At 74.6% G+C, this 16,997-nt stretch carries 20 protein-coding genes; 5 read left to right on the plus strand and 15 right to left on the minus strand.

Features of this window, described 5'->3' with window-relative positions:
* Window positions 1-27 precede the first annotated feature (27 nt).
* Window positions 28-465, plus strand: a complete 438-nt coding sequence (locus ACERZO_RS48575) for a DUF6292 family protein (RefSeq protein WP_372672816.1) — start codon at window positions 28-30, stop codon at window positions 463-465.
* A gap of 1 nt (window position 466) precedes the next feature.
* Here the strand turns inward: ACERZO_RS48575 and ACERZO_RS48580 are convergent, their stop codons facing one another.
* The 5 genes from ACERZO_RS48580 to ACERZO_RS48600 form a co-directional block, all read right to left on the minus strand.
* Window positions 467-823, minus strand: coding sequence for a VOC family protein (locus ACERZO_RS48580; protein ID WP_372672817.1), 357 nt, complete (start codon window positions 821-823; stop codon window positions 467-469).
* Window positions 820-1,227, minus strand: a complete 408-nt coding sequence (locus ACERZO_RS48585; protein WP_372672818.1) for a hypothetical protein — start codon at window positions 1,225-1,227, stop codon at window positions 820-822. Before ACERZO_RS48585 ends, ACERZO_RS48580 begins: the two co-directional genes overlap by 4 nt.
* 20 nt (window positions 1,228-1,247) lie before the next feature.
* Window positions 1,248-1,415, minus strand: coding sequence for a hypothetical protein (locus tag ACERZO_RS48590; protein WP_372672819.1), 168 nt, complete (start codon window positions 1,413-1,415; stop codon window positions 1,248-1,250).
* An 11-nt stretch (window positions 1,416-1,426) separates the two neighbouring features.
* Window positions 1,427-1,888, minus strand: a complete 462-nt coding sequence (locus tag ACERZO_RS48595; protein ID WP_372672820.1) for a DUF4383 domain-containing protein — start codon at window positions 1,886-1,888, stop codon at window positions 1,427-1,429.
* 157 nt (window positions 1,889-2,045) lie between these two features.
* Window positions 2,046-2,870: an SDR family oxidoreductase gene (locus ACERZO_RS48600; RefSeq protein ID WP_372672821.1), complete on the minus strand. Its 825-nt coding sequence runs from the start codon at window positions 2,868-2,870 to the stop codon at window positions 2,046-2,048.
* Between the two features lie 90 nt (window positions 2,871-2,960).
* Here ACERZO_RS48600 and ACERZO_RS48605 point away from each other — a divergent pair, with 90 nt between their 5' ends.
* Together ACERZO_RS48605 and ACERZO_RS48610 are read left to right on the plus strand one after the other, a co-directional pair.
* Window positions 2,961-3,968: a Ppx/GppA phosphatase family protein gene (locus ACERZO_RS48605; RefSeq protein ID WP_372672822.1), complete on the plus strand. Its 1,008-nt coding sequence runs from the start codon at window positions 2,961-2,963 to the stop codon at window positions 3,966-3,968.
* Window positions 3,969-4,078: 110 nt separating this feature from the next.
* A complete protein-coding gene (locus ACERZO_RS48610) occupies window positions 4,079-4,267 on the plus strand; it encodes a DUF2795 domain-containing protein (RefSeq protein WP_372672823.1) in 189 nt (62 codons plus the stop codon).
* A 60-nt stretch (window positions 4,268-4,327) separates the two neighbouring features.
* On the opposite strand, the gene ACERZO_RS48615 is transcribed toward ACERZO_RS48610, so the two are convergent.
* Both ACERZO_RS48615 and ACERZO_RS48620 read right to left on the minus strand, forming a co-directional pair.
* Window positions 4,328-5,368, minus strand: coding sequence for a glycosyltransferase family 9 protein (locus tag ACERZO_RS48615; RefSeq protein ID WP_372672824.1), 1,041 nt, complete (start codon window positions 5,366-5,368; stop codon window positions 4,328-4,330).
* Entirely contained in the window at window positions 5,365-6,843 is a 1,479-nt protein-coding gene (locus tag ACERZO_RS48620) for an HAD-IIIA family hydrolase (protein ID WP_372672825.1), read from the minus strand. The genes ACERZO_RS48615 and ACERZO_RS48620 overlap by 4 nt, the downstream gene beginning before the upstream one ends.
* A gap of 89 nt (window positions 6,844-6,932) precedes the next feature.
* On the opposite strand from ACERZO_RS48620, the gene ACERZO_RS48625 reads away from it, so the two are divergent.
* Together ACERZO_RS48625 and ACERZO_RS48630 are read left to right on the plus strand one after the other, a co-directional pair.
* Window positions 6,933-8,282: an aldehyde dehydrogenase family protein gene (locus ACERZO_RS48625; RefSeq protein WP_372672826.1), complete on the plus strand. Its 1,350-nt coding sequence runs from the start codon at window positions 6,933-6,935 to the stop codon at window positions 8,280-8,282.
* A gap of 119 nt (window positions 8,283-8,401) precedes the next feature.
* Window positions 8,402-9,436: an FUSC family protein gene (locus tag ACERZO_RS48630; RefSeq protein WP_372672855.1), complete on the plus strand. Its 1,035-nt coding sequence runs from the start codon at window positions 8,402-8,404 to the stop codon at window positions 9,434-9,436.
* A gap of 78 nt (window positions 9,437-9,514) precedes the next feature.
* Here the strand turns inward: ACERZO_RS48630 and ACERZO_RS48635 are convergent, their stop codons facing one another.
* From ACERZO_RS48635 to ACERZO_RS48670, 8 genes are all read right to left on the minus strand, one after another.
* Window positions 9,515-9,694 carry a hypothetical protein gene (locus ACERZO_RS48635; protein WP_372672827.1) on the minus strand — a complete coding sequence of 60 codons (180 nt, stop codon included), beginning with the start codon at window positions 9,692-9,694 and terminating at the stop codon, window positions 9,515-9,517.
* A 96-nt stretch (window positions 9,695-9,790) separates the two neighbouring features.
* The gene (locus ACERZO_RS48640) at window positions 9,791-10,396 is read right to left on the minus strand and encodes a flavodoxin family protein (protein WP_372672828.1); all 606 of its coding nucleotides are present in this window, start codon (window positions 10,394-10,396) and stop codon (window positions 9,791-9,793) included.
* Window positions 10,393-11,697, minus strand: coding sequence for a UDP-glucose dehydrogenase family protein (locus tag ACERZO_RS48645; RefSeq protein ID WP_372672829.1), 1,305 nt, complete (start codon window positions 11,695-11,697; stop codon window positions 10,393-10,395). The genes ACERZO_RS48640 and ACERZO_RS48645 overlap by 4 nt, the downstream gene beginning before the upstream one ends.
* Window positions 11,690-12,640 carry a glycosyltransferase family 9 protein gene (locus tag ACERZO_RS48650; protein ID WP_372672831.1) on the minus strand — a complete coding sequence of 317 codons (951 nt, stop codon included), beginning with the start codon at window positions 12,638-12,640 and terminating at the stop codon, window positions 11,690-11,692. The genes ACERZO_RS48645 and ACERZO_RS48650 overlap by 8 nt, the downstream gene beginning before the upstream one ends.
* On the minus strand, window positions 12,631-13,317 hold the full coding sequence (locus ACERZO_RS48655) for an SDR family oxidoreductase (RefSeq protein ID WP_372672832.1): 687 nt from the start codon (window positions 13,315-13,317) through the stop codon (window positions 12,631-12,633). The genes ACERZO_RS48650 and ACERZO_RS48655 overlap by 10 nt, the downstream gene beginning before the upstream one ends.
* A 26-nt stretch (window positions 13,318-13,343) precedes the next feature.
* Window positions 13,344-14,711: a PfkB family carbohydrate kinase gene (locus ACERZO_RS48660; RefSeq protein ID WP_372672833.1), complete on the minus strand. Its 1,368-nt coding sequence runs from the start codon at window positions 14,709-14,711 to the stop codon at window positions 13,344-13,346.
* Window positions 14,708-15,268 (minus strand): D-sedoheptulose-7-phosphate isomerase, encoded by a 561-nt coding sequence (locus ACERZO_RS48665; RefSeq protein WP_372672856.1) that lies wholly within the window; start codon window positions 15,266-15,268, stop codon window positions 14,708-14,710. Before ACERZO_RS48665 ends, ACERZO_RS48660 begins: the two co-directional genes overlap by 4 nt.
* Window positions 15,268-16,941, minus strand: a complete 1,674-nt coding sequence (locus ACERZO_RS48670; RefSeq protein ID WP_372672834.1) for a carbamoyltransferase family protein — start codon at window positions 16,939-16,941, stop codon at window positions 15,268-15,270. The genes ACERZO_RS48665 and ACERZO_RS48670 overlap by 1 nt, the downstream gene beginning before the upstream one ends.
* Window positions 16,942-16,997 lie beyond the last annotated feature (56 nt).

A 16,997-nucleotide genomic window follows, 5' to 3' on the forward strand; every position in this document is an offset into this window, starting at 1 on the left:
GGTACCGACCGGATGGGCAGGCGCGGGATGATCGAACGGGACGGGCTCGGCGCCGCGGCGCGCGGGCTGAGGCAGTACCTGCTGGCCGTCGCGGCCGAGCTGGACGCGCCCGCCTGGTTCTGCGAGGTGGACGCGCCGGCGACGGCGTACCTGGCGCTGGAGCGGCGGCTCGCGCGGTTCCCCGACCACGAAACGGCACTGCTGTGGGACGAGCGCGACGGCTGGGCCGCCGCCGTCGAGTCGGCCACCGGCGAGGACGTGGTCGTGCTGTCCTACCTCGGTTCGGACGTGCTGCCGGCCCCGGCGGCGGTGGTGGCGTTCGTGCGCGGCCTCTACGAAGACGGCTACCCGGGCCAGCCGGATCCCCCGGACTTCCGCAGACCCGGGGCCCCGGACGGCTTCGACGAGCGCCTCGCCGCCTACGCGAGCGACGAGACCGTCTGCCTGCCCGAGGGCCAAGCCTGAATCAGCGCGCCGGGAGGACGCAGAACTCGTTGCCCTCCGGGTCCGCGAGCACGACCCACGGATCGTCGGGCGGGTCGTCGAGGACCTTCGCGCCCAGCATCACCAGCCGCTCGACCTCGGCGCGCTGGTCACCCTCCGACGGCGCCAGATCGAGGTGCAGCCGGTTCTTCACCGCCTTCTCCTCGGGCACCGGCTGGAACAGCAGTGCGGGACCGTCGGCGAAGTCCAGCTGCCGGTAGGTCAGCCCGTGGGAGTCCGTCCAGGTCCGGCTTTTCCCTTGCCGCAACGCCTTTTTCCAGAACTCCGCCAGCAGGTCGGGCCGGCGGCAGTCGACGGCGATGGCCAAGATCCTCGTCACGCCTCCGCCACCACCCGGTTGATCGCGTCGGCCACCAGGTCCGGCTCGCAGACCGTGACCGTCAGGCCGGGGTGGCGGATCAGGCCCCACGGGTCGATGCCGCGGACCGGCTCCCGGAACCGCAGGCACACGCCGCCCTCCGTGGTCGTGCCGAACGTCAGGCCGCGGTCGGCGAGCGACAGCCGGACACCGAGCGCGCGCACCGGGTTGACCGGCCCGCTGACTTCGGCACCCGCGATGTTGCCCAGCGGCGTCGTGACGAGCCACGGCCCGAAGCGCACCCGCAGGCCGTCGGCGTCCAGGTCCAGTCCGCTGCGGGCGCCCAGCGCGCGGCGCAACCGCGGGAACCGGACGCAGAAGTCCGCGTGCAGGCGGTAGTGCACGACGACGGTGGGTTCTCGCACCGTCGCCGAGCCACCTGTGGTCATGCGCCGCCGCCCATCGGCGGGACGTCGGGGTCGTCGTCCGCGGGGCCTTCGGGGTCGCGCCACTCCTCGGCGCGCGACGGGCCGTTGCCCTGCAGCATCCCCTGCAGTTCGGCCTTCAGCTCGTCGTCCTCGCGCGGCGAGTGCTGATCGCTTTCGCGGTGCACGGCAGCCTCCTTCACGTGGCGTCTTCCCCGGCTACCCGTCGCTGCCGTGCCGAAACCGCGCGGGCACCGGCGATCCCGAGCACCAGCCCGGCGATCGCGGTGAGCCCGTGCAGCACGTTGTCCGCCCAGTTGACGTTGATCGGGTCCTCCGGCGTGCCGAACGCCGTGGCGAGCACGCCGTAGGCGGTCATGCCGGCGAAGCCCACGAACAGCACCCAGCAGTAGATGATCGCGCCGGCGCCGCGCGTCGCGGCGAGCAACCCGAGGACGCCGACCGCGGTGTGGACGAGGTTCAGCAGCACGCTCGCGCTGAACAGGCCGGCCACCTGGCTGCTCGTCACGTGGCCGACCGTCGCCGTCTCCGGCGTCAGCCATCCGGCGATCCCCAGCGCGAGGTAGAGCAGCCCGAGCACGGCGACGACCGGGCGGAGCCAGGCGGGGCCGGTCCGGGAGCGGGTCTCGGCGGACGTCATGAAAAGCCTCCTTTTCCCTTGCGGGGCGGATACCCGGCGAACCGGACGGGAAACGGGAGGGGTGGAAGGGGCCGGACGGCGGGCTGGGGGACCGCCGTCCGGCCACCGGCCGGGACCCGCGCCGGTGTCCCTGCAGCCACGGCGCGGGCCCCTGGTCTCAGGGGGAACGCCAGGCGTTCCCGTCGTGGGCGGTGCCGTGCTGGGCGCCCATCAGGACCAGCCCGCCGTCGACGACCAGCGACGTGCCGGTGATGTAGCCGGCCGCGGGGGTCGCGAGGAACGCGACGGCGGCCGCCACCTCGGCGGCGTGCCCGGTGCGCCCGAGCGGGATGCCGGGCCGCCGCTGCTCGCGCGGGTCGGCGTCGGCCTGCCCGGTCATCGGCGTCGAGATCTCGCCCGGCGCCACGGAGTTCACGGTGATGGCGTGTTCGGCCAGCTCCAGGGCGAGCACCTGCGTGAGCGCGCCCGCTCCGGCCTTGGCGGCGCAGTAGGGCGCGGCGCCGACGCGGGGGACGTGCTCGTGCACGCTGGTGATGGTGATGATCCGGCCGCCGTGGCCGGCGTCGATCATGTGCCGCGCCGCGCGCTGCGACAGCAGGAAGACCCCGTCGAGGTCGACGTCGAGGACTTCGCGCCACTTCTCGTAGCTCAGGTCGAGCACCCGCTGGCTGCTGCCGGTGCCGGAGCAGTTGACCAGGACGTCGATGCCGCCGAGATCGGCAGCGAACGCGTCGACGACGTCGGCGGCTCCGGGCAGCCGGGTGAGGTCGAGCTGCCGGACGTGCGCCGCCACGCCGCGCGAGCGGACCTCAGCAGCGGTTTCCTCGGCGCCGTCGGCGTCGGAGTGGTAGGTGATGCCCACGTCCAGGCCCCCGCCGGCGAGGGCGACGGCGACCGCGCGGCCGATGCCGGAGTCCGCGCCGGTCACGACGGCGCGTCGCGGCGAAGCGGCGTCGGCGGGCAGTGGCGCCGGGAGGGACACGGGCGGCTCCTTTCGTTCCCGGACGGCTACCACGTCCACCCGGGACTAAACCCGGCCGGCGCGGGGTAACCCGTCCGGATGAGATTGGCCGTGCTGGACATCGGATCGAACTCCGCTCAGCTGCAGGTCGTGGACGTGTCCGCCGGGGCACCACCGCTCCCGGCGCACGCGGTGAAGGAGCCGACGCTGCTGGCCGAGGAGCTGCTGCCCGACGGGACGCTGAGCGAGACCGGCGTCGAGCGCGTGGCGGCGGCGGTGACCCGGTCGGTCGACGCGGCGGTCCGGCTCGGCGTCGACCACCTGTACCCGTTCGTCACCGCGGCGGTGCGCGACGCGGCGAACCGCGAGGACGTCATCGACCGCATCCAGGCGGATTCGGGGATCCGGCCCCAGTTCCTGTCCGGCGAGGAAGAGGCCCGCCTGACGTACTTCGCGGCGCGCCGCTGGTACGGCTGGTCGGCCGGGCGGCTGCTGCTGATCGACATCGGCGGCGGGTCGATGGAGCTGGTGCTCGGCCGCGACGAGCAACCCGAGCTGGCGATCTCCCTCCCCTTGGGCGCGGGCCGCCTCACCCGCGAGTTCCTCACGGCCGACCCGCCGACGCGCGCGCAGCTGAAGGCGGTGCGCCGCCACGTCCGCGACACGTTGTCCGAGGTGCTGGACCGCCTGCGCTGGGAGGGCCCGCCGCGGCGCGTGGTGGCGACGTCGAAAACGTTCAAGCAGCTGGCGCGGTTGACGGGCGCGTCACCGCAGCGCAAGGGCCCGTTCGCGCCGCGCGAGCTGGCGGTGGCGGACCTGCGGAAGTGGCTCCCGAGACTGGCCCGCGTCCCGGCGGCCGAGCGCGCGGGGTGGCGCGGGATCTCCCGCCCGCGGGCCCGTCAGGTGGTGGCCGGGGCACTCGCGGCCGAGGTGACGCTGTCGGCGCTGGACGTGCCTCGCGTCGAGATCTGCCCATGGGCGCTGCGGGAGGGGATCCTGCTGCGGCACCTGGAGCGGGTGGTGGACAAGCCGGAGCTGCCGTTGCAGCCGTTGACCCGGCACCCGGATGCCGTGGTGCGGCACCTGCGTTCCGCGGAGGAGCAGCCGGCGCCGAGCTGAGCGCGCTCTCGGCCGGCTTTCCCACCGAGTGCGGCGGCCGCGTCGACCGCGCGTGTGTCCGGGCTTCGACCGGGTAACCGCGCCGTTCCCCGAGCGGAATGGAGATTCCCGTGAACAAGCCGAATCCGATCGAACTGCAGAAGTACCTCTCCGGTGTCGACTACCCCGCCCGGCGCGACGACCTCGTGCGCGCGGCCGAACGGAACGGGGCCGATGACCGCACCCTCGATGTCGTGCGGGGCCTGCCCGACCGGACCTACGACGGCCCGAGCGGGGTCAGCAAGGAGATCGGCGGCTGACCCCGGACCCGGCTCGGGCGGGTGCCGCTCGCCCGGGCCGGTACCGACTTGAAAACCGGGTTACAGCAGCGAACTGATCGCCGGCCGGGGTTGGGTCACCGCGCCCAGCTCCGCCACCGCGCGGCACACCTCTGCCGGGTCGATCTCCTCCAGGCACGGGTGGCCCGGCACCGGGCACACCCGGGCCCGGCTGTCGCGGCACGCCGCGGCCTGGTCGCCCAGCAGCACCACCGGGACGCCGTACGGGGCCCAGCGCTCGGCCGGGACCACCGGGGCGAACAGCGACACCACCGGGGTGCCCGCCGCCGCGGCCAGGTGGGCCGGGCCCGTGTTGGGCGCGACCACCACCTGTGCTCCCGAGAGCACCGCCGCCAGCTCGGCCAGGGATGTCCGGCCGCCGAGGTTCACCGCCGATGTTCCCGCCACCCCCGCCGTCAGGTGCGCTTCGCCCGGCGCTCCCGTCACGAGCACGCGATGTCCCTCCGCCGCCAGTGCCTGCACCACCCGGTGGCTCCACGCCGGCGACGGCTGGCGCGCCGGTACCGACGCCGCCGGGTGGACCACGACGTACGCGCCGCCGCCCGTCAGGCGCGTGATGGGTGGCAGCGGGCGCTGCAGGGCCAGAGCGCCGTGGTCGTCCGGGGGGAGCTCGTACCCCGCCGCCTCGGCGAGGGACAGCATCCGGACCGGTTCCGGCGGGTCGCCGTCGACGCGGTGGCGCAGGTCGAGCAGGCTGCCCGGGTAGTCCTCGGAAATCGCGCCGATCCACGGGACGCCCGCCTGCCGCAGCAGCAGCGCCAACGGGAGCGGCGACTGGTGGAACGACGTCAGGATCAGCGCCCGGTCGAACGACTTCGCCCGGATCCGCGCGACGAACTCGCCGGTGTCCTCGGCGGTGACCGGCGGCGGCGCGGGGTCGATCCACGGCGCCGTCCACGTGAGCACCTCGTCGACGCCCGGCAGCAGCTCGGCCGCGGCGCGCCCGTGCGGCCCGGCCAGCAGCGTCACGTGCGAGGCCTGCGCGGCGACCGCGCGGACGCACGGCCCGGCGAGCAGGACGTCCCCGAGGTTGTCCTGGCGGGCGACGAGCACCCGGCTCATCCGGCGACCCCGGCGACGCGCAGCGCTTCGGACAGGTCCCGCGCGACGGCGGCGTGCCGGCGCGCGCGGGCGATCTCGGGTTCGAGCGTGCGGGCCGTCGGCACCAGCACCGCACGTGCCCCGGCGGCCAGCGCGGCGTCGACGTCGGCGCCGGTGTCGCCGATGACTACGCAGGACGCCGGATCGACGCCCAGCTCGTCCGCCGCGCGGAACACCATGCCGGGCCGGGGTTTGCGGCAGTCGCAGCCGTCGCCGTCGTCGTGGACGCAGACCTGCCACGTGCCGAACGGGCCGAACAGCTCCTGGACGCGGTCGTTCACCGCCGCGAGCTGGTCCGGGCTGATCAGTCCTTTCGCGACACCCGACTGGTTGCTGACCACGCCGACCGGCACGCCCCGGTCCCGCAGCCCGCGCACCAGCTCGACGGCGCCGGGCACCGGGCGGACCCCGGCCGGGTCGTTGAGGTAGGGGACGTCGACGATCAGCGTGTCGTCGCGGTCGAACAGCACCGCGACCGGCGGCTTCGGGCGCCGCGCCGCGATTTCGCCGCGGACGCGGTGGTAACAGGCGGCCGGCGGGATGAGCGCGCTCGTCACGGCCATCCGGGCGATCTCGCCCGGCGTGCGGGGGCCGGGCAGGATCCGGCGGGTGGCGAACTCCGCCGTCAGCCCGGCCCAGATCCCGGCGGCGAGGACGGCTTTCCCGCGCCGGCGGAAGATCGGGAGCGCCAGCGCGGCCAGACCGGCCACTGTGGACAGTGCGTGCAGCCCGAGCCGGCCCTGGCCCGCACCGGTGCGCTGACGCCAGAGGACGCCGTGCTTGGCGCGCATCAAGGCGTTGTCCGCGTTGCCGCGCTGGGCTTTCACGCTGTAGAAGAATCCGGCGCGTCGGGCGGGGTGCGTCGTCAGCCGCTCGCCCTGGTCGATCCGGTGCCCGGCTTCGGCGACGCGCAGGGCGAGGTCGGAGTCTTCGCGGAACGCGCGCGGGAACCGCTCGTCGAACCCGCCCGCCTCGACGAGCGCGGCGCGCCGGTACGCCATGTCGGCGGTGATCCACCGCGCGGTTTCGAGGCCCGCCGTGCTGCGCTCGTCATCGGTGGGACGGCGGTCGGCCGGCAGCGGGACGGTGATCCGGCCCTGGGACGCGGCGACCTCCGGCGGCAGCGACACCAGGTCTTCGGCGAGCTGCCGGGGCCAGTCCGGGGCGAGCACGACGTCGTCGTCGACGAAGGCGATCCACTCGCTCTTCGCCGTGCGCCAGCCGAGGTTGCGCGCGGCGGCCGGGCCGCGCCCGCCCGAACGCAGGACGCGGACGCCGGCGGGAACGTCCAGTTCGGACCCGCCGGGGCGGTCGTCGACGACGAGGATCTCCGCCGGTCGCGGGCCTTCGCCGCCGAGCACGGTGTCGAGCAGTGGCCGAAGCGTCTCCCGGCCCGTCGTGGGGATCACCACGGTGTAGTCGAGCGAAGCAGTCACCGGACCGGGCTACCCGCGTGGCGCCCGGTCAAACGGCGTGTCGATCGGGTCCGGGCGGGTAACCGGGCGAGGACGAGAAGGAGGTGCGGATGACCGCGGGGACGATCGAAATCCGGAACCCGGCCGACGGCAGCGTGGTGGGCAGCGTGCCCACCGCGGGCGAAGACGAGATCGACGCCGCCTTGCTGCTGGCGAACGAGACCCGGGCCGCGTGGGCGCGGACGCCGGCCGCCGAGCGCGGCGCGCTGCTGCACACTGCGGCCGACCGGCTGCGGGCCCAGGCTGATGAGCTGGCCGCCGCGAACGAGGCGGAAACCGGCCGCCCGCGCGACGAAGCCCGCGAAGGCGTCCTCGCCGGCGCCGGCACCCTGGACCAGTACGCCGAGCTCGGCCCGGTCCACCGCGGGCGCAGCCTGCTCGGCGACCCGGGCGCGACCGACCTGATGGTGCCCGAACCGCGCGGCGTGGTCGTCGCGCTGACGCCGTGGAACGACCCGGTGGCGGTCGCCTGCGGCCTGCTCGGCGCGGCCCTGGTCACCGGGAACACGGTGGTGCACAAGCCGAGCGAGCGCGCGCCGCACACCGGGCAGCTGCTCGGCGAGCTCCTGTGCGGTGTGTTCCCCGGCGGGGTGGTGCAGACGCTGCAGGGCGACGGCGGGGTCGGGGCGGTCCTGGCGATGCGTGCCGACGTCGACGTCCTCGCCCACGTCGGCAGCACGGCGACCGGCCGGTCCATCGCCGCGAGCGCGGCCGCGACCGGCGCGAAGACGTTGCTCGAGAACGGCGGCAACGACCCTCTCGTCGTCGACGCGGACGTCGACCCGGCGTGGGCGGCGGGTCAGGCGGCGCTGGGCGCGTTCGCCAACTCGGGCCAGATCTGCGTCGCCGTCGAACGGATCTACGTCCACGAAGCCATCGCCGACGCTTTCCTAGCCGCACTGGTCAAGGAGGCCGAAGCGCGGACGCTCGCGCCGCTGGTCGACCGGCGCCACCGCGAGCACGTCCACTCGCACGTCGCGGACGCGGTCGAGCGCGGGGCGCGGCTGCTGACCGGGGGAGCAGTGCCCGACGGACCGGGCGCGCACTACCCGGCGACGGTGCTCACGGGCTGCGCGGCGGACCTGCGGGTGATGGCCGAGGAGACCTTCGGCCCGGTCGCGCCGGTCCAGGTCGTGCCGAGCTTCGACGAGGGGCTCGCCGAAGCGGCCAAAGGCGACTACGGGCTCGCGGCGACCGTCCTCACGGCGTCGATGGCGAACGCCCAGCGCGCGTGGCGAGAGCTGCCGGCGGGGACGGTGAAGGTCAACAACGTCTTCGGCGGCGCCCCCGGCGGGGCGGCGCACCCCCGCGGCCGCAGCGGCAACGGCTACGGCTACGGGCCGGAGCTGCTCGACGAGCTGACCCAGACGAAGCTCGTGCACGTGGCGCCGCCCGGATGACCGACCGGCACACCCTCCGGCTGAAGGCGGGCGAGGACGTCAAACGGGGCCTGGTCGCGGTGTTCGGCACGGACGCCGACCACCACGACCGGACGCCGGTGGGCTGGTTCGCCCGCGCGATGCGGGTGCCCGGCCGCGAGCGCCGGGTCCTCGTCCAGACGGCGAAGGCCACGCTGGCGGCGACGGCGGCGTGGCTGCTGGCGACGCTGGTGCTGAAGCTGCCGCAGCCGTTCCTCGCGCCGTACGCGGCCATCTTCCTGGTGGAAGCGACCGTGTACCGGTCGCTGCGGGGATGGCTCCAGCAGGTCGGCTCGGTGGCCACCGGCGTGCTGCTCGCGGCAGTGGCCGGGCAGCTGATCCCGGTGCAGGCGGTCGCGCTGGCCGTCGTCGTCTTCCTGGGCCTGCTCGCGGGCAGCTGGCGGCGGTTCGGCGACGCCGGCGTCTGGGTCGGCGTCACCGGCATGCTGCTGATCTCCTACGGCACGGCCCGCGACCTTTCGCTGCTCGGCGACCGCCTCCTGGAGACGGCGCTGGGCGCGGCCATCGGCGTCGCGGTCAACACGCTGATCTTCCCGCCGCTCTACGGCGAACGCCTGGCCACGGCGGCCGACCGGCTCACGAAGGCGCTGGCCGGCCTGCTGGAATCGCTGTCGGATCTGGTCCGCCACGACGAGCCGGGCGGACTCGACGACCTGCGGTCGCAGTCCCGCGACGCCCGCAGCCAGGTGCTGGCGGCCGAGGAAGCTGTCGGTCTCACGCAGGAAGGACGCAAGCTCAACCTGCGCCGCGGCCGGCCGAGTTCCGGCACCCGCCACGAACGCCCGCTGCGAACGCTGATTTCGCTGTGGCCGGCGGTGTCCCAGCTGGTCGCGGCGGTGCGCACGACGGCGAGCGGGTCCGGCAGTCACCCGTTCGAGTACCCCTGGCCGGACGCGCGGGACTCCCTGGCCGACCTGATGCACCTGCTGGCCGGCGCGGTGCAGGCGGTGGCGGTGGCCGGGGAGCCCGTGGATCTCGACGAATGCCGTGCGCTGCTGGAGAAGCTGGAACAACGCCTGGTGACGGCGGATGAAGACGGTGTCCCGGCCCGGCTGGGCCTGGGCACGATGATCCTGCCGGCCCGGTTGCTCGTGGAGAAGCTGGAGAACCGTTGAACTGACGTGAATGACTCATTCATGTCGCCAGGCGACATGAATGAGTCATTCACTACGTCGGTGGAGCGGGCCGAGCCGTCACGGGACCGCGATGGCCTCGGCTTCCGAGCGGTGGCGGCGGCAGGCCGTGCAGACCATCGTCTGGCCCAGCAGCGAGCCGTCCCCGGCGACCAGCCGGGCGACGTGCAGCGTGGGCAGGCCGCACTCCTCGCAGGGGATCGGCTTGCTGTCGCGGCTGATCATGACTCGGTTCGGCATCGGTGGAGCCCCCTGACGGGATCGAAGGTCCTGCCCGGCTACCCCGTGGCCTGCGCCACACTCGTCCGAAGCAAGGACCTCACCCGAAAGGAGTAGTCAGGAGGCCGGGTACTGCTGCGCTCCGAGCACAGTCGCCAGGTGGACGGCGTTGCGGACCAGCGTCGCGTTCGTCGAGGCCACGGCCTTGGGCGTCTCGTCGAGGTCCTGGTAGTCGCCGCCCTGCATGGCTTCGCCGTTCCAGTACGTCGCGCCCTGCGCGGGCACGGTGAAACCGACGTCGTTCAGCGCCTGGAACAGATCCGCGATGATCTTGTGGGCGCCGTCCTCGTTGCCGACCACGGCGGCCACCGCGACCTTGCCGAACATCGCCGGCCGGCCCTCGTCGTCGGTTTCGGAGAGTTCCGCGTCCAGCCGTTCGAGGACGCGCTGCGCGACGCTCGACATGTGGCCGACCCACGTCGGGGTCGCGATCAGCAGGATGTCCGCGGCCGCGATCTTGCGCCGGATCTCCGGCCACTCGTCGCCGGCGCCCATGTCGGCTTCGACGCCAGGGCGGACGTCGTGGTCGACCACGCGGACCACCTCGCCGGTGACGCCGCGCTCGGCGAAGAGGTCGAGCAGCTGGCGCGCGATGAGGTCGCTGCTCGACTTCGACGGCGACGGCTTGAGTGTGCAGGTCAGCGCGACGACGCGCAGGGTCATGACTGCCTCCTGGGTGGGGTTCCGACGCCGACGTGCGTGAAGCCCGCGACGGCGTCGGGGTCGAGCAGGTTGCGGGTGTCGACGACGATCGGCTGCGCCGCCGACGCGGCCAGCCGGGCCCAGTCGAGATCCCGGAACTCCGGCCATTCGGTGAGCACGACCAGTGCGGCGGCGTCCTTGGCCACCAGGTACGGGTCGTCGACGACCTGGACGGCGTCCAGGCCGGGCACGGCGCCCACGGCCGGGTCGTGGGCGGCCAGCTCCGCGCCCGCCCGCGCGAGATCGGCCGCCACGGCGAGCGCAGGCGAGTCGCGCAGGTCGCCGGTGCCGGCCTTGAACGCCAGGCCCAGCAAGCCGATCCGCGCGCCGGCGAGAGAACCCGCCGGCGACCCGGTGACCGCCTGGCGCACGGCCCGCACGACCCGCGCGCGCTGCCGGGCGTTGACGCGGACCGCGTCACGCAGGATGCCGAACTCGACGCCCGCGGACTCGGCCGCGTGCAGCAGCGCCGAGGTGTCCTTCGGCAGGCACGAGCCGCCCCAGCCGGGGCCGGGGGCGAGGAACTCCGGACCGATCCGCGCGTCCAGGCCCATGGTTCGGGCGACCTCGCGGACGTCGGCGCCGAACCGCTCGCACAGTTCGGCGAGGACGTTCACGTAGGACAGCTTCACCGCGAGGAACGCGTTGCTCGCGTACTTCGCGAGTTCCGCGCTGGCCGAGTCGGTCGCCACGACCGGCGCGCCGGTCGGCTCGTACAGCCTCGCGACCCGGTGCCCGGCGGCCGAGCCCGGCGGGTCGGTCCCGACGACGACCCGGTCCGGGTGCAGGAAGTCCTCGACGGCGTGCCCTTCGCGCAGGAACTCCGGGTTGGCCACGACCGGCAGGTCATCCCGCCCCAGCAGCACGGGCAGCCGGGCCGCGGTGCCGACCGGGACCGTCGACTTCGTGACCACCGCGCAGCCGGGCCGCAGCAGGCGCCCCAGCTGCGGCACGACGTGTTCGAGCACCCCGAGGTCGGGCCGCCCGTCCTCGGCGGGCGGCGTCGGCAGGCACAGGAAGACGAGGTCGGCGCCGTACAGCTCGGCCTGGGCGCCGGTGAAGGTGAGCGTCCCGTCGCCGAGGCCTTGCCCGACCAGCTCGGCCAGGCCGGGTTCGGCGATCGCCACCTCGCCCCGGCGCAGGGCGTCCACTTTGGACTCGTCGGTGTCCACGCAGGTCACCCGGTGCCCGAGCCGCGCGAAACAGGCGGCACTGGTCAGGCCGACGTAGCCCGCGCCGACGATCCCGATGTGCTCAGCCATGCGCGACCCGCGCTTCCAGCGCCGAGCGGGTCGCGGCCAGCACGCGTTCCTCGCCGAGGAGCAGCAGCCCGCCGTCGGGTTCCGAACCGTGCGGGTCGCCGACGTTGCCCGCCCAGAGCACGACGTGCTGCCGCGCGGCCGGCGGCGGGCCCCACAGCCGCGGCGGGGTCGGGCCGAACAGCAGCACCGACGGCGTGCCGAACGCGGTCGCGAGGTGCCCGACGCCGGTGTCGCCGCAGACGACCAGCGCGGCCCCGGCCACCAGCGCGGCCAGTTCCGCCAGGTCCGTCCGCCCGGCCAGCACGGCGTCTTCGCCGAGCCCGGCGCGGTCGGCGATCGACGACGCCAGGTCGCGTTCGCCCGCGCTGCCGGTGAGCACCACGCGGTGCCCGGCCGCGGCGAGCGCCCGCACCACGCCGGCGAACCGCTCCGGCGGCCAGCGCCGCGCCGGGAAGGCCGCGCCCGGGTGCACCACGACGGCGTCCGGCGCGGGGCTCGGGCCCGGCGGCACCGGCAGCCGCAGCGCCGTGCGGTCCGCTTCCACGTGGGCGTACTCGACGAGCCGGCACCATCGGTCGACTTCGTGGACATCGTCGCGCCACTCGAGTCCGGGGACGTCGGGGAAGTCGGGGTGGTGGTGGGTCAGCACCTCGGCCGGGTCGGTGGCCAGCAGGTCGTGGAGGCTCTCCGGACCGCTGCCGTGCAGGTTCACGGCCAGCCTCGGCGGCGGCCCGGGCCACGCGAGGTCGCCCAGGCCCGCGGTCGGCAGCAGCTCGTCGACGGCGTCGATCAGCTCGACGAGGTCGCGCAGCCCGTCCGGGGCGGCCAGGACGAGGCGCTCGTCCGGGTACGCGGCCCGCAGCGCCCGCAGCGCCGGGACCCCGGTCAGCAGGTCGCCGAGCCCGAGCGCGCGCAGCACGAGGACCGCGGAGCTCACGGCCACGACCCCTCCTCCGACGCGCACACGACGAGTTCGCGCACTTCCGAGCCGGGTGGCTGCTGCAGCGCGAACACCACGGTGTTCGCGACGTTCTCGGGCTGGTTGAGCTTCGCGTCCGGCGGCGGCTTGTACTGGTCGGTGCGGCCGTCGAAGAAGTGCGTCCACATCCCGCCCGGAATGAGCAGCGTGACGCCGACGCGCCCGGCGAGTTCCGCGGCCAGCGCGCGGGTGAACCCGACGACGCCGAACTTGGAGGCGCAGTAGGCGGTCGCGTCGCTCACGGCCTTGATGCCCAAAGTGGACGCGACCGTGACGACCGTGCCCTGTGAGCGCTCCAGGTGGGGCAGCGCGGCGCGGACGACGGCGGCGGTGCCGAGCAGGTTCACCTTGACGACTCGCTCCCAGTCCTCGGTGGACACTTCGCCGAGCGGGCCGCAGGCGTCGGTGCCGGCGGCGGTGAAGACGCCGTCCAAGCCGCCGGCGCGGTCGGCCAGCTCGCGCACCGCGGCTTCGGTCGCGGCGGTGTCGCTCAGGTCGGCCTCGACGTATTCGGCCGGGTCTTCGGGGCGGACGCGGTCGAGGACGTACGGGGTGCCGCCCGCCTTGCGGACGGCGTCGACGGTCGCGGCGCCGAGGCCGGAGGCACCACCGGTGATCAGGACGTTGCCGAGGGGTCGCATCGCACTCCTTCGCAAGATCGGGGAAATCAGGCACTGGCCGCCGCGGCGACCAGCCGCGACGTCGAATAGCCGGGGACGGTCGGGACGAGCACGACTTCGCCGCCGTGGCGTTCGACGACCGCGCGTTCGGGCAGGTCGGCGGCCGCGTAGTCGCCACCCTTCACCCACACGTGCGGGCGCAGCCGGTCCAGCACGGCGGCGGGGGAGTCCTCGTCGAAGACGGCCACGGCGTCCACAAAGGACAACGCGGTCAGCAGCCGCGCCCGGTCGCGGTCGCGCACGAGCGGGCGGCCGGGTCCCTTGAGGGCCCGCACCGACGCGTCGGAGTTGAGGCAGACGACGAGGGCGTCGCCGAGCGCGCGGGCCTGCCGCAGCAGGCTCACGTGCCCGGGGTGCAGCAGGTCGAAGCAGCCGCCGGTGGCGATCAGGCGGCCACCGCGGTCCCGGACGCGCTCGGCGAGCCCGAAGGCGTCGGTGGCCGGCTGCGGGTCCGCCATCGGACCGTCGTTCGTGGACAGCGTCGTGGCCCCGCCGTCGGCGACGAACCGGGCGGCCGCTTCGACCGCGGTCGTGACGGCTTCCCCGGCGTCGGCGCCGTCGAGCAGGGCCGCGGTGGCGGCCGCGGCGAACCGGTCGCCCGCCCCGCACGTGTCGGGCGCGGCGTGCCCCGGCACCCGCGCCGCGGCGGGGATCGGCACGGCCGTTTCGCCGAGGCCGTCGGACACCACGGCGCCGCGGGAGCCGACGGTCACCGCGACCGCGCCGGCGTGCCAGTGCCCGCGCAGCAGCTTGGCCAGCTCGGCCGGGTCTTCGTGCCCGGCGAGCACCGCGCGGGCCTCGGCGAGGTTCGGCGTGACCAGCGCGATCCCGGGCACCGGCTGGGCACCGCGGGGGTGCGGGTCCCAGACCACCGGAATCCGCTCGGCCCGCTCCCGCAGGAGCCGCCGGACGTGCGGGTTGCGCGTCAGGCCGCGCCCGTAGTCGGCGACGAGGATCGCGCCGGCGTCTTCGAGGGCCTCCCGCACCGCGGCGGGCAGCGGGCCGGCGGCGGCCGTGCCGTCGCCGGAATCCAGGCGCAGCAACGACTGACCGCCCGCGCGGACGCGCGTCTTGCACACCGTCGTGCCCCGCAGCGGGAGCGGCAGCACGGTGACGTCGGGTTCGAGCAGGCCGGTGAGCGCGTGCCCGCCTTCGTCGTCGCCCAGCGGCGTCACGAGCACGACTTCGGCCGCGGACCGCGCGGCCAGCAACGCGGCGAGGCCGGCGCCACCCGGGCGGCGGCGCCGCGCGGTCAGGTCGACCACCGGTACCGGCGCCTCCGGGCACAGCCGCTCGGCGGTGCCTTCGACGTCGACGTCGAGCAGCGTGTCGCCGAGGACGACCAGCGGCCTCACGCGGTCACCCCGAGCGCGTCGTCGAGCGCCGCGCACAGGCCGTGCACCAGAGCCAGGTGCATCTCCTGGACGGTCGCGACGGTCGGCGCCTCGACCGTCACGGCGTCGTCGCACAACGCGGCGAGGGGGTTCGGCGCGGGCCCGGTCAGCGCCCACGTGGTGACGCCCAGCTCGTGCGCGGCCTTGGCCGCGGCGACGACGTTCTGGCTGGTTCCGCTGGTGGACAGGCAGACCAGGACGTCACCCGGCCGCCCGTGGGCGCGCACCTGGCGGGCGAAGACCTCGTGGTCGCCGTAGTCGTTGACGATGGCCGTGGTCGCCGAGGTGTCCGCGTGCAGCGCGATCGCCGACAGCGGCTGCCGCTCGTGGCGGAACCGCCCGACGAGCTCGCCGGTCAGGTGCTGGGCCTCGGCCGCGCTGCCGCCGTTGCCGCAGGCGAGCAGCCGGCCGCCGGCCTCGAAGACCCCGGCCAGGTGCCGGCCCCACGCGACGATCTTGGGCGCGGATTCGCGGGTCCGCCGGGCGGCCTCGGCCAGAGCGGCGAGATGGTCTTCCATCACGGCACCTCCTTCTCCTCCGGCGACGCCGCGCCGGCTCGTGTCGGACGGGGACGCCGGAGCACGAACGGCCCCAGCGCCAGCAGGTCGATCGGCGCCGAGCCGAAGCACTCGAGCGCGTCGCGGGGCGAGTCGACCATCGGCCGGCCCGCGGTGTTGAGGCTGGTGTTGATCACGACCGGCAGGCCGGTGCGCCGTTCGAACCCGGCCAGCATCCGCGCCAGCACGGGGTTTTCGCGGTCTTCGACGGTCTGGACGCGGGCGGTGCCGTCGACGTGCGTGACGGCCGGGATCTTCTCCCGCCAGTCTTCGGCGACGTCGTGCACGAACAGCATGTACGGGCTCGGCAGCGGGCCGCGGGTGAAGATCCCGGCCGCCCGCTCGGCCCGCACCATCGGCGCCACCGGGCGGAACTGCTCGCGGCCCTTGACGTCGTTGAGGCGTTCGAGGTTCGCCTTGCGGCCCGGGTGGGCCAGCAGCGACCGGTGGCCGAGCGCCCGCGGCCCGAACTCGGCACGGCCCTGGAACCAGGCCACGACGGCGTCGTCGGCGAGCGCTTCGGCGACGGTTTCGGCGACGTCGTCGGGACGTTCGTAGGGCAGCTTCGCTTTGATGAGGATCTCTTCGAGCTGTTCGTCGGTCCACTCGCGACCGAGGCCGGCGTCGCCCATCGGCGCGCCGCGTTCCCCGGCGTCGGCGGCGAGCTGCAGGGCCGCGCCCAGCGCAGTGCCGGCGTCGCCCGCCGCGGGCTGCACCCACACCCGGTCGAACGGGCCCTCGGCGTGCAGCCTGCTGTTGGCGACGCAGTTCAGCGCGATCCCGCCCGCCAGCGCGAGGTCGCGGTGGCCGGTGCGGTCGTGCAGCCAGTCCGTCAGCTCCAGCAGGATGTCTTCGAGGACCTTTTGGACGCTCGAGGCCAGATCGGCGTGCCGGCGGGTCAGTTCTTCGCCCGCTTCCCGGCGTGGGGCCAGCGCACCCAGGTTCACGCCGGAGGCGTGGAAGCCGCCGTCGCCGGTGACGTGGACGTGCTCGCACAGCTCGTCGAGGTACTCCGGCTTCCCGTAGGAGGCCAGCGCCATGACCTTGTACTCGTCGCTGGAGCGGGCGAAGCCGAGGTGCTCGGTCAGGTCTTCGTAGAGCAGCCCCAGTGAGTGGGGGAGTTTCTGCGCGGCCAGTTCCTTGAATCGGCCGTCGCGGTACTCACCGGCCAGGTAGGACGTGCTTTCGCCGCGGCCGTCGGCCACGAGCACGGCGCAGTCCCCGAAGGGCGCGGCGAGCGCGGCCGACGCGGCGTGCGCGACGTGGTGGCGGACGAACTTGACGATGCCCGGGTCGAGACCGGGCAATGCGGCCTTGAGGAACAGCGGGGCGCGTTTCGCGAATTCGGTCCGCAGCTCCTCGCCACTCGGGTCGTGGCCGGGCAGGCCGGGCTCGACCAGCGCGGGGTCGTAGGAATAGCCGACGGCGTCGAGGTCCTTCGCGGTCAGCCCGGCCCGTTCCAGGCACCAGGCCGCGGCCTGCGCGGGTTGTTCCCATGTGGAGAAGGGGACGGCCTGCTTGCCGTGCTTGCGGCGGCTGAAGCGTTCTTCTTCGGCCGCGGCGACGATCTCGCCGTCGACCACCAGCGCGGCGGCCGGATCGTGGAAGACGGCGTTGATCCCGAGGATGCGCATCGACCTGCCTCTGGCATTCCGGTGCGGACTTCTTCGCCGGTCCGCTCTCGCCTATA

Origin of the sequence: Amycolatopsis kentuckyensis (genome assembly GCF_041679295.1) — a bacterium.
Taxonomy (GTDB): Bacteria; Actinomycetota; Actinomycetes; order Mycobacteriales; family Pseudonocardiaceae; genus Amycolatopsis; species Amycolatopsis kentuckyensis_A.